This is a genomic window from Halalkalibacter oceani (assembly GCF_023715605.1).
Taxonomy (GTDB): domain Bacteria; phylum Bacillota; class Bacilli; order Bacillales; family Bacillaceae_D; genus Halalkalibacter; species Halalkalibacter oceani.
This window is the reverse complement of the sequence record NZ_JAMBOL010000004.1, coordinates 65,933-77,777: the sequence shown is the minus strand read 5'-3', so window position 1 is coordinate 77,777 and position 11,845 is coordinate 65,933. Positions and strand designations below refer to the sequence as shown.

The 11,845-nt window shown below is 44.7% G+C and carries 13 protein-coding genes; 9 read left to right on the top strand and 4 right to left on the bottom strand.

Features of this window, described 5'->3' with window-relative positions; genetic code table 11:
• Positions 1 to 45 precede the first annotated feature (45 nt).
• Complete coding sequence (locus M3202_RS07375) at positions 46 to 447, top strand: DUF2203 domain-containing protein (protein ID WP_251222705.1); 402 nt, start codon at positions 46 to 48, stop codon at positions 445 to 447.
• Between the two features lie 106 nt (positions 448 to 553).
• Here M3202_RS07375 and M3202_RS07370 read toward each other — a convergent pair whose 3' ends face one another.
• On the bottom strand, positions 554 to 1,960 hold the full coding sequence (locus tag M3202_RS07370; RefSeq protein WP_251222704.1) for a hypothetical protein: 1,407 nt from the start codon (positions 1,958 to 1,960) through the stop codon (positions 554 to 556).
• Positions 1,961 to 2,226: 266 nt separating this feature from the next.
• On the opposite strand from M3202_RS07370, the gene thpD reads away from it, so the two are divergent.
• From thpD to M3202_RS07350, 4 genes are all read left to right on the top strand, one after another.
• Positions 2,227 to 3,171, top strand: coding sequence for an ectoine hydroxylase (thpD, locus tag M3202_RS07365; protein ID WP_251222703.1), 945 nt, complete (start codon positions 2,227 to 2,229; stop codon positions 3,169 to 3,171).
• Positions 3,172 to 3,308: 137 nt separating this feature from the next.
• Positions 3,309 to 4,004: an AIM24 family protein gene (locus M3202_RS07360; RefSeq protein ID WP_251222702.1), complete on the top strand. Its 696-nt coding sequence runs from the start codon at positions 3,309 to 3,311 to the stop codon at positions 4,002 to 4,004.
• Between the two features lie 83 nt (positions 4,005 to 4,087).
• Positions 4,088 to 4,996, top strand: coding sequence for a copper amine oxidase N-terminal domain-containing protein (locus M3202_RS07355; protein ID WP_251222701.1), 909 nt, complete (start codon positions 4,088 to 4,090; stop codon positions 4,994 to 4,996).
• A gap of 267 nt (positions 4,997 to 5,263) precedes the next feature.
• Positions 5,264 to 5,833 (top strand): GNAT family N-acetyltransferase, encoded by a 570-nt coding sequence (locus M3202_RS07350; RefSeq protein WP_251222700.1) that lies wholly within the window; start codon positions 5,264 to 5,266, stop codon positions 5,831 to 5,833.
• A gap of 61 nt (positions 5,834 to 5,894) precedes the next feature.
• On the opposite strand, the gene M3202_RS07345 is transcribed toward M3202_RS07350, so the two are convergent.
• The 3 genes from M3202_RS07345 to M3202_RS07335 form a co-directional block, all read right to left on the bottom strand.
• Positions 5,895 to 6,719 carry a uroporphyrinogen-III synthase gene (locus M3202_RS07345; protein WP_251222699.1) on the bottom strand — a complete coding sequence of 275 codons (825 nt, stop codon included), beginning with the start codon at positions 6,717 to 6,719 and terminating at the stop codon, positions 5,895 to 5,897.
• A 257-nt stretch (positions 6,720 to 6,976) separates the two neighbouring features.
• Positions 6,977 to 7,453 (bottom strand): TraR/DksA C4-type zinc finger protein, encoded by a 477-nt coding sequence (locus M3202_RS07340; protein ID WP_251222698.1) that lies wholly within the window; start codon positions 7,451 to 7,453, stop codon positions 6,977 to 6,979.
• 57 nt (positions 7,454 to 7,510) lie between these two features.
• Positions 7,511 to 8,707 carry a cation:proton antiporter gene (locus tag M3202_RS07335; RefSeq protein WP_251222697.1) on the bottom strand — a complete coding sequence of 399 codons (1,197 nt, stop codon included), beginning with the start codon at positions 8,705 to 8,707 and terminating at the stop codon, positions 7,511 to 7,513.
• A 196-nt stretch (positions 8,708 to 8,903) separates the two neighbouring features.
• On the opposite strand from M3202_RS07335, the gene nikR reads away from it, so the two are divergent.
• From nikR to M3202_RS07320, 4 genes are all read left to right on the top strand, one after another.
• Complete coding sequence (gene nikR, locus M3202_RS07330) at positions 8,904 to 9,326, top strand: nickel-responsive transcriptional regulator NikR (protein WP_251222696.1); 423 nt, start codon at positions 8,904 to 8,906, stop codon at positions 9,324 to 9,326.
• 88 nt (positions 9,327 to 9,414) lie between these two features.
• Entirely contained in the window at positions 9,415 to 9,537 is a 123-nt protein-coding gene (locus M3202_RS22310) for a hypothetical protein (protein WP_285890295.1), read from the top strand.
• A gap of 297 nt (positions 9,538 to 9,834) precedes the next feature.
• Positions 9,835 to 10,500 (top strand): response regulator transcription factor, encoded by a 666-nt coding sequence (locus M3202_RS07325; RefSeq protein WP_251222695.1) that lies wholly within the window; start codon positions 9,835 to 9,837, stop codon positions 10,498 to 10,500.
• Entirely contained in the window at positions 10,481 to 11,809 is a 1,329-nt protein-coding gene (locus tag M3202_RS07320; protein ID WP_251222694.1) for a HAMP domain-containing sensor histidine kinase, read from the top strand. Before M3202_RS07325 ends, M3202_RS07320 begins: the two co-directional genes overlap by 20 nt.
• Positions 11,810 to 11,845 lie beyond the last annotated feature (36 nt).

Sequence of the window (11,845 nt, the reverse complement as noted above, 5' to 3'; positions counted from 1 at the left end):
TCTTCAGCGGCTGTTTTGCTATAAAATAGAGGTGGAGGTGAAGAAATGGCAAAAATTTATTTTACCGTTGAGGAAGCGAACGAATGGCTGCCGACACTCGAACAGGAACTCCATGAACTCCAGAAGCTGCAAAAACAGGCACATGAGATGTCTACAACTTTACAGCGACTGAAAAGCGCCCGCTACAAAAAGCTTCAGACGGAGACGGAGAGCACCTTCTTATTGGAAAGCAAGCTTGAGTTTATTGATATGCAGTTTAGGCTTCATCTTCAAAATATTCAAGCATCGGGAGCGCAGCTAAAAGATGTTGATCGCGGCTTAGTTGATTTTCCGGCTTTTATAGGAGAGAAAGAAGTGCTTCTATGCTGGAAGCAAGGGGAAAAAGAAATTAGTCACTACCATGGACTCGATGAAGGATATGCCGGTCGAAAACCGCTCGAATCGTAGTTTCCTATAGAAAGAAAAGCGAATTGAACATAAAGCCCAAACCGGAGAAAGCAGCAGCGGTTTGGGCTTTTTTCTGTCTCGTTGTAATCGGGCATTGTCTCCTCGTTCAGAACAAAACGATAGCCTGGATGTAGGCTTGGGTGCATATGTAAAAAAGGAGCGCGAATTTCCATTGACTGAACAGGCTGTTTTTTAAAGGTGACCTGCCGTTTTCACCACTGAGCACGATCGCCGGTACGATCATTGGCGACAATAATACCGCGAATACACTGCCTGTCGTTAAAGCGAGAACGATCAATTCAGGCGGATAGGGAAGCGGAATATGCTGCAAAATACCGCCGACAAGCACCATCACGGTCGAAGGCATAAGCCCGCCCATCGCCAGCAGCGGCACAGTAAACGGGAGAAACCAGAGCAGGTTTAACCAGGCGACTTGCTTTGTAATGGAATAAACCCCTTCCACGACAACATAGCCCCAGCCTGAGCCGTTTAGCGAATAAATGAAAAAGCCGGCCGCAAGGAAAATACTAAACTCTCTCGCCCGCATGGGAAGGCCGTTTTCCGGCGAAAAGTATTGCCTGAATTCCTTATAAAGCTGAACCGTTTTTCGTTTGAGCAGAAAATAGAGCAGTGTCCAGCTGAAAATCACGATCGGCAATATCGTTAAAATATCAAAAGGCAAGAGTGAATTCATTAAAAAGATTGCCGCGAGCAAGGAGAGAAACAGCCCGCAAAATTCGAGCACAAGCGCTGTTTGCTGTTTGTCATTCTTATAATCGGAAAAAATCTGTTTAAGTTCCTCGGTTATGTTCAGTGAATAGGCCTTTTCGTCAAAATGAAAGAGCAGCACCGCCAGAACAACGCCAAGTAGGGCGATCAGCGTTCCTTGAATGACGATCAGAACGATATCGGCTTTCATAATTGTTACGACATAGGCAAGACTCGGCGTGCTGATCACCCACAATGTGCTGAGCGAGAAGCCTCTTAGCAGAGCCGAGGCTTTGAAGCTTTCCCAGTCGTCTTCCTTTTTCGCGCCTACTATGTTTTGCAAAAGCTGAAACATGACTGGAATCGAACCAAACAAAAGAAAGTAAGCACTTATTTGCGTAGTCGTTAGGATCCCGAAATAAAATCGTTTGCTCGTCTGCAGCTGCTTTTGAAAAAAGCCGGTTAAAGCCACGATATAGTTTTCTTGCTTCAACACCCAGCCGACCATCGGAATAAGCAGAAGCATGACGAGCAGGGCCCGCATTTGCCTTGCCCCTTCGGAGAAAAATAGAGCCGGTTGGACCTCGGCGCTCGTGATCATAATCAAAAGCGCCGCCGTCAGCATAAACAGCGGTGGCAGCATCGCCCGCCAAGGCAAAAGAATCAGGGTGAAAAGGAGCGAACAGATGCCGAAACAGGAAAGGGCAGCTGTAATGAAAACGGATGAATAAGTCAGTTCGATAAAATGAAAGAGGGCAAATAAGGACAAAGATACTATAAAACCAATGGAAGCTAGTTTGCGCATAATGTTCTCCTTACCTTTCTCTATATTATCTCTAGTTTACCGTATTTCTTTCAGAAAGTAAGGGCAATTCAAAAAATGAACATCCACGAAGAGGGTGCGTCTTGTTATTTTATGTCTGTGCGCAAATAAAAATGTTCCTCTCGTGATCCGCTGATGAGCGGTGCTTGAAAAGAAAGTGAGAATCTCTTACGTTTATTTTTAAATAGAACGGGAATGGCATGTACTGTTACCGAAATTCATCTGAAAATTGATAAGGAGTGATAGGTATGGTAGCAGATTTGTATCCTTCAAGAATCGGGGAGAAGGCAAGCATTTTGAGGAGACAAGATGATGTCATCCACAAGAACTCCAACTTAATGGGAGGGCCGTTAAGCAAAGAAGAGCTGGCGCGCTATGAAGAAAACGGTTATCTCCTTTTCCAGGATTTATTTAGCAAGGAGGACATAGACGTTTTACAGCAGGAACTAAAGCGGGTACTCAATGAAAATAAAGGGAAACAGAGCGATGACGTCATCTTGGAGCCGGACAGCGACGAAGTACGCTCCGTATTTGAAATTCATAAAAACAGTGAATTTTTTAAACGGCTGTCAAAAAATAAAAAGCTCGTTTCCATCGCCCAGCAGCTGCTTGGAAGCCAAGTATATATCACGCAGTCGCGTATTAATTTTAAGCCAGGCTTCAAAGGGAAGGAATTTTATTGGCATTCCGACTTCGAAACCTGGCATGTGGAAGATGGAATGCCGAATATGAGAGCGGTAAGCTGCTCGATTATTCTTACCGACAACCATGAGTTTAACGGACCGCTGATGCTGATTCCGGGCTCTCATAAATGGTACGTCTCTTGCCCTGGAGCGACCCCGGATGATAATTACAAGCAGTCGCTCAAGAAACAGGAGCTCGGCGTGCCGGATCACGAAAGCCTGAAGTGGCTCGTTGACAAGGCTGATGGTCAGATTGATCGGGCGACAGGTCCGGCCGGTTCCGTCCTTTTCTTTGAATGTAATATTATGCATGGCTCCAGCGGTAATATTTCGCCTTTCTCAAGAAGTAATGTCTTCTTCGTTTTCAACAGCATTGAAAATAAACTGGTAGAGCCATTCTCCGGCGGAAAACCGAGACCGGAATTTCTCGCAAACCGGATGAATATCGAACCGATTGAGCCAATCGATGAATCAATCGCGAATACGAAAGTTCTAATGGAAAGTAAATAAGCGGATAGACGGGGTGTGCCGAATACGGGCACACCCTGAATCTATGTTGACGGGCGGCACGAGAAGAAAATTCTGAATTGACAATCAATAATCCTTGGATTAAAATACCTTTTTAGCAAACACGGGGAGTGACAGGGATGAGAGATTATTCAATCAGAGAGTTTATCGAAAAGACAAAGCAAAATGAAGCGGCACGAGATTATTTCGAGCTTGAAACGGAGCGGATTCTTGAAGTCAATCTGGCCGGGGATGTATGGGCGAAAGCGGGTTCGATGATTTCATACAACGGCAAGATTAAATTTGAACGAGAAGGGATTCTTGAACACGGAGTCGGGAAAATGTTTAAAAAAGCTTTTTCCGGAGAGGGTACAGCGTTGATGAAGGCATCTGGACGCGGCGTACTCTACCTGGCGGATCAGGGAAAAAAGGTAACCGTGCTCGATTTGAACGGGGAGTCGATTACGGTCAATGGCAATGACTTATTGGCCTTTGAGCCTTCGGTTAGATGGGATATTCACCTGATGCGAAAAATGGCCGGCGTCGTTTCGGGCGGATTATTTAATGTCACGCTTGAAGGGCAGGGAAGAGTGGCGATTACGTCCCATTATGAGCCGCTCACTTTACTCGTTGAGCCGGGGAAACCGGTGGTGACCGACCCGAATGCGACCGTTGCCTGGTCAGGTCATCTGAAGCCGGAGTTTCGCACCGATATCAGCTATCGGACTTTTCTCGGACGGGGAAGCGGCGAATCGATTCAGATGGAGTTTTCCGGCGAAGGATTTGTGATTGTTCAGCCTTATGAGGAAAAGAGCGGCTCAGATCGGTCCGGTTAAAGAAAATTTTTCTGGAAGTTTGTCACCTTTCCGAGCGTGCTGTCGTTACACAGATAAATGCTTTAAAGAGGGAGAGATGAATGATGAAAAAAATGATGAAAGTAATCGCCGCATCTGCGCTCATTAGCGGTGCGACGGTGGCAAGTCTATCGACTGTCGCCGCTGAGGAGACTCCAGAGGTTATTGAAGGTGAGGAAGTCACCCAGGTAGAGCGCTATCAGCCGGTGATCGGTAAGGTTGTAGAGACGGAAACGACTGAAGAAGGCCTTACGATCACGGTGGAAAATGAGGAAAATTCGCTAATTACGATTTTTCCATTAACGGATGATGTAGTGATCGGCAGCAACACGGGCGAGCGTCTTGATACTGATAGCATCGAAGAAGGGACAGAGCTCTATGTCTTTTACGACCGGACGAAACCGATGCTGATGATTTATCCGGCTGTCATTTATCCTGAGGTCGTCATCATTCCTGACGAAGAGTCAGTCGATCAAGTAAAGGTTGGTCGCTTTGATGAGAATTACTTAAGCGAGGACAAGAAGCTGCAAGTCTTTATTAATGAAGAAACGGTATTGGAAAACAAAGCCGGCGAAGCGATTGAAGAAGCGGATTTAGCCGGACGGGAATGGGCTGTTTTCTATGATATCGAGACGAAAAGTCTGCCTGCACAAACGACCGCCACGAAAATCATCGCGTTAGATCCGATTGAAGAGGACGAGGAACTCGTTTGGTATCCGATCGAAGAGGACAGCTATGCTGAAAACGGCACGACGATGATCGCTTTACGGGCGGCCGCCGAAAGCTTCGGCTATGAAGTGAAGTGGGAGCGCGGTACCGTAAAAATCAGCGGTGCGGACAAAAGCGCAGCACTGACGATCGGAGAAGCCGCATATCAGCTCAACGGCGAAACAGTCGAGCTTGCGCAGGCACCGGTTTTAAAAGAAGGAAAAACATATGTGCCGCAAGCTTTACTTGAGGAGTTAATGAAGTAAATAAAAGATCACTTCTATAGAGGGACTGGGCAAAAGGGAAAAAACCTTTTGTCCAGTCCTTTTTCGCTAAGTCCCGTATCTTTCAGCGAATTTTCCATTACGCGCTGCTCTTTCATTTTCAAATAACGGAATGAATTTAATAAGGGTATCCATCATTCCAGGGGCTGGTCATCCTAATCGTATGTTTACGCTCTTCCCATTTCAGCGGTCTAAAGTGAGCATCGGGTAATACAATCAATTATAGAGGAAAGAAGAGAGGGGATTGTATTGAACCGCCTTCGCTTAGCAGCTGAATCGGATCAGGTTATGATCCGGCTCCATGAAGACAACGATTATGAGAACTGGTATTATCATTATCAAACGAGACACCCGTCCAAGCATAAGTTTGATGAAGGGCCGCTTGATCTGTCACGCTGCACGAGGGAGTGGTTTCAAGCGATCGTCCACCAGCATCAGCAGCTTGCTTTTCAGGATATTTCTTATGTGTTCGGCGTTTTTCGCCGGAGTGACGGGGCCCATCTTGGTGTCGTCGATCTTTCGACGCTAATGCGGGATCATTTTCAATGGGGAAGGCTTGGCTACACGATTCATAATCAATTTTGGCGGCGCGGGTATGCGAAGGAAAGTGCGCGGCTGCTGCTAAAGCTCGCTTTTCATCACCTGCATTTTCATCGGATCGAAGCCCATATCGATACGGAGAACCTGCCATCCGTCAAAGTCGCTCAAAGCCTCGGGATGACGCTTGAGTGCGTGCGCGAAGCGTTTTTGTTTGATTTCAATGAATGGCGAAACTGTTATATTTATTATCAAAATCAGGAAAGCTGCGATGAAAAGTAGGGCAGCGGAAAGCCGATACCGAAGCGGGACTCTTCGATATCGGCTTTTTCACGTCTGACACTTATGATAAAGCGGGATCTTTGTAATATTTCGCCAATTCGATGATCATCGCCCCCATCCGCTCCTTTTCCGGGGTGACAATCCGTGTGACACCTTCCTCTTTTAACGCTTCGGCTGTTACTTTACCAACGGCTACCGCAACAACCCGGCTTTTGAGCAGCGCCAATGTCTGGGCATAGTCGCCTGTCTGCTTTACATAATCGAATAACTCGCGTACTTGGATCGCGGTCGTGAAGCAAACCGCATCGAGCTCGCCGCTGTGCAGCGCCTGATAAAGCTGCTCAACAACCTTTGCTTCAGGGGCAATATGCTGATAAGGAAGAATCGTCGTCACCTTCGCACCCTGCTGTTCGAGATAGTCGGTCAGGCGGGGCAACGTGATGCCATGCAGCTGGACAACGATATGCTTTCCGTTGAAATCAATCTCCTTTTTCTTAAGCGCAGCGATAAGTCCAGCGGTCGTCCCGTCCTCGTCGACGACTTCCGGCGTGATGCCTTGCTTCTTTAACACAGCGAGCGTTTTGTAGCCGCGTAAAGCGATGGGGGTGCGCTGCAGCAGTCCAAGCAATTCTTCTTTCAGACCAATTTCATCGGCTGCCTGAATCAGCGCGTCCGTGCCAATTCCGGTTGTGAACACAAACCAATCCGGCGCACCGTTAATAATTGACCGCCATTCAGGGGCAATATCCTCGACCGCGAGGAAGACTGTCCCCTGTAATGGGTAAGATCGGCACACGCCGCCTTGCTTTTCAATTAACGTCTGCATTTCGTCAACCTTGCGCGACGCGGCAAGTGCTATTGTTTTACCTGCTAATCCTTTTCCCATCCGTTTTCCATCCTCTCCAATAGCTGTCTAATCTCTGTTCATTATAACATGAGCGGTGGGATGCGGTGAGCGAGAAGAGAAATTACAGCAAGATGTGTTGGATGATGCTAACGTTTAACCAATGGAAAAAAGCGGGAAGCAGGTCGGAGCGGTCAGGGAGGAAGGAGTGACAGTGATGTATTTGTACAAAAAAGACGAATTCTAGTAAGCTTAGAATTCGTCTTTTTTTAGCTGGAATTCCGACAGTGCATCTTCAGCTAAAAAGCATCATGCTCCTTACGTAATCGCGCCGTCGTGTTGGAATTTCTTTGCGCGGCCGTTTCGGCGTCGGTGAGGGAGCGCATCGTTTCTTCATGGGCCTGTTCATTTGTCATAGCCTGAGCGCGCTCGTCAAATTCGCGCTGGGCCTCAATCGTCCGTTTGGCGTAAGGGGTCGCGGCCAGCCGTTCAAAAGGAATCGGCTCTCCGGTATCGATGCAAATGCCGTAGCTTCCATCCTCGATTTGTTTGAGAGAGGCGCGCACTTCCTCCAGCCGTTGCTGATCGGCAAGCTGGAACGTTTGCTGCATGACCTCTTCTTCATATTCGCTCGCACGGTCGGCGGGATGATTGTCAATTCCGCTCGCCTGTTGATTGTCGGCACGCGCATGCTGTTGCTGCTTTTTTTCCAGGTCGGCTTTCATCTCAAGCAGTTCGCTTCGCAGCTGCTCGATTTGCTGTGATGAGAGTTTCACTTGTACCACCTCCATACAATGTTACTTCCCCTCCGGTTCACGTTTTAAACGAATCGGCTATCGTCTGGGCTTGTTGATCCTTTTTGTCAAAGGATAGATCAGAATGCTTTGCAGGCAAAGCGAAACAAGTATCGTCCCGAAGGTGAGGGAAATGATATGATGATGCTCTCCCCCGAGGTCGGCTTCGAGCGAGAGCAGGAGCGCGACAGACATCGCTCCTTTAATCCCGGCCATCGTCAGTACGGCTTTCTTTTGGCGGGTCATTTGATGGCGCCATGATCGTTTCATAAGAGACGTCCAGGCCACGACCAAATAGCGGATAAGCAAGGTGGCGACAAAGATAAGCACAATCAGTCCACTGTCCTCGAAGCTGAGATACTTCGTCGCGACAATTCCGATGACGAGAAAGAGCAGCGCTAAAATACTCGGTTCAACTGCATCCCAAAAGCCGTCGAGACTTTGGCGGAAATGCTCCTCTTTCTCGGATTTTTCGAACGTTCTTGAGAGCATGAGCCCGGCAGTGACGGAGGCGAGCACACCTGAAACGCCGAGATGCTCCGCGCAGTAAAAGCTGCCGTAAGCGAGAATAATGCTGAGCATAATCTGATATTGGCGATGATGGGTCAGATGAACCGCTTTGGTAACCATCCAGCCGAAGAGGGCGCCGATAAGCACTCCTGCGACCGAGACGATAAAAAATTCCGAGAAAAAAGAAAGGAGCCTGAAGCTCTCGCCGGTGGCCAGCACGCCCGCCACGACAGTAAACAAAACGATGCTTGTCCCATCGTTTACCATTGATTCCCCCTCGACGATATAGGCAAGATCGGCTTCCCCGCTTGATTGCTTTAAAATTGAAATGACCGTAACCGGGTCAGAGGGTGTCAAAATACTGGCCATGACGAGCGCTTGAAGAAAGGAAAGCGCAACAAACGGCTGGGCCAAGAGATAGATTGACGCGGCGAGCAATAAGGCCATCACAAGCAGACCGGCCGTACTTAAGGACAGGATCATCAAGATCCGCTTTTTAAATTGTGAAAAAGGAAAATGATAGGCGGAGATAAATAATAACGCCGGCAAAAACCAGTCAAAGATCATATCCTTCGTTAATTCAATCGACTGAAAAAAAGGGATAAACGACAGGCATACACCAAGCAGTACTAATACAACTGGAACAGGAAACGCTTCTTTCTTTTTATCAATCGTAAAGACAATATATCCGATAAAAAGTAGCAGGATGACATGAAAGGATTGCACCGGCTTCACCTCTTTTATTCACGTGAGATTCCTTTTTATCTTCCCACCTTTGCTGTTCTTCAATCCTTTTTAGCAAGATCGTAATCGCGCTATGCTCGGCGCCCGCATTCTAGTATAATAAGACAGGAGCGAAAATAGGAAAGATAGTTTCGAACTATTGTGCAACACCGATTCATCGTGAGGAGTGACGATCGATTTGTCTAATAAACAGTTAAAGCGCTTTGGGGTATCAATGGAGGAAGGACTGCTACAGAAATTTGATCAGCTGATCAAAAAAAAAGGGTACGAAAATCGGTCAGAAGCCGTTCGTGATCTTGTCCGGGATGCCCTTGTCAAGCAGACTTGGGAAGATGATGAGCAAATGGTCGCCGGAAGTGTATTGATTTTTTACGATCATCATCAGTCTGATTTACTGCAGGAATTAACCGTTATTCAGCATGAAATGCACGACCAGGTGCTGGCGACGACGCATTTTCATATTGATCACAGCAATTGCCTGGAGATTATTGTCGTCAAAGGAAAGGCGAAGGACATTCGAAGCTTCAGTGATCAGCTTATTAGTTTAAAAGGAGTTAAATACGGAAAGTTCACTGTTTCACCGCTTCAGTCTATGGACTAGGCATCTTTGAATGACAGTCTCCATCATAAGCAGCAGAGTGTTTTTTCGTGAACGGATTCAGTTAGAAATATATGATTAGGAGGCTGCGATGAAGAATAGGGCAGTGGCTTCGAGCTTGAGACAAAAGGTTGTCTTTTACCTTTGTCTCAAGCTCTTCTTTTTGCAAATGGAAAACACGAGCAAAGCTGAAGATTTTTATTTGACCGATTAACATATAGGTCGAGTGGTATATCTGTAGTACCATCCTTTGGCAAAGCCAGCAGATTTGAATTTATATCGATATTTAATAAGGTCGGAAATAATAATTTCGGAGCTTAGAAAAAAGGGGATATTTTACAAATAAAAGTGAAAGTGCAAATCTTCATTAGATCTTCAGAAAATGTAACCTCATTGCTTCATTTTTACATAATAGACTAATGATATGCATCAAGCCAGTTGAATCAGGCATTCATGCGAGTGACCTTCTGGATAATATACTGAATGACTAAATTTGAGAAGGAGGGTTAGAGTGGAGCGAATTTTACTTATTGAGGATGATGCGGCTATAGCTCGATATTTGGAGCTAGAGTTAAAGCATGAAGGATTTGAATTAATTATAGAAAATGATGGAGAAAACGGATTGAATAGGGCTTTGGGGGAAAGGTTTGATGTAATTCTTTTAGATGTGATGCTCCCGAAAATTAGTGGGATAGAAGTTCTTCGTAGACTTCGGAAGGCGAAAGAAACTCCTGTTATATTGCTGACTGCAAAGGGAGAGGTGTCAGATAAGGTTACAGGATTGGATAGTGGAGCAAATGATTATATTACAAAACCCTTTTTTATCGAAGAATTACTTGCTCGTATAAGAGTCGTATTAAGAGGAAAAGTGATAAATAATAGCCTTCAGTGGGGTGAACTGACCATTAACCCTGATACGTATCAGGTAATGGTCAGTGATCAAGAAATTGGTTTTACAAAAAAAGAATATGACTTGCTTTATTATTTATTAGTAAATCGAAATATTGCCTTATCACGTGAGAATATAATAGAGAATGTCTGGGGATATGAGTATTATGGCGATACCAATATTGTAGATGTGTTCATAAAAAATATAAGACGAAAGCTGGAAGCTATTATGCACGTGAGGATGATCCAGACGATTAGAGGAATTGGCTATGTCATTAAAGATAATTAATCTCTGGGAAGAGGTCAATAAGCGCTTTAAGTTTTCTATCGGACTGAAATCAATGTTAACAAATTTGGGACTTTTCACTATTTTGTTTGCTGTAATTGGATTTGTGTTAGTTTTTTCCATTTCCAGAATAATGCTTGCGGGGGCTTCATTGATCTTAGAAGACCATGAAAGAGTCATTCGAAGTATCGTTTCTAAAGGAGAAATAGATCAGATTCAATCCTATTCAGCAAATACGAATATCACAGTATTGCTAAAGGAAATGGATCCAGTAGAGACAACCGGAATAACAAATGAGATTAATGGGATGAAGATCATCAATCAATTTAACGCTGATCTGAATGGAAAGAACGTTGTTATTACTGTTTCAAAATCACTTGAACAAGAGTGGGAGAGTGTTAGGGCAATCATACTTGTTCTAATATTTGTATTCATTATTATTGGGATATTTGTCTTAATTATTAGTGGTTGGACCATTAAAAATATGTTGCGACCTATTCAAGAGATGGTTAAGACGATTAGAGTGGGAAAGTTGAATCTCAGATTAGACGTGAAAACATCTCATGATGAATTACGTGATTTAGCGGAAACTTTTAATGAATTAATGGATAAAGTATGGGACACCTATCGTCGACAAGATCGTTTTGTTTCAGATGCCTCCCATGAACTTCGAACGCCTTTATTAGTTATTCAGGGTTATTCTGATTTATTAGAGAGGTGGGGTGGAGAAGATTTTACTGTCCGGCAAGAAGCGATAGATTCTATAAAGAAAGAAGCAGCATATATGAATAAATTGGTTGAGAGACTTCTGCTTCTTGCTAAGTCAGAACAACAAATACTAGAGGTAAGAACGATTAATTTGCCTGAATTACTTGAAGAAGTGATAAGAGATTCCGTGGTAATGAATACAGGACATACATTTATGTTTGAAAAGAAACAGGAAATCCTTGTAGAAGGGGATCTTTCTCTTATTAAACAAGTTATCAGAATTATTTTAGATAATAGCATTAAATATTCACCCCCTCCTGGAAAAATAGCATTTACTAGTGAAGTAGAAGAAAACAATGCTGTTATAACGATTAAAGATGATGGGATTGGAATTTCAAAAGAAGACTTTCCGAATATTTTTGAACGGTTTTACAAGGCAGATAAATCTCGCAGCAGAGTTGCCGGGAGTACAGGATTAGGTTTATCCATTGCTCAGTATATTGTACAAAAGCATGCTGGAACGATAAGTGTTTATAGTGAGGGGTTAGGAAAAGGAACGAAAGTCATCATTAAATTGCCTATAAAAAGAATGGTGACTCAGTAATCTGATATCTGCTTCAAACAGTTAAAGTATATGCTG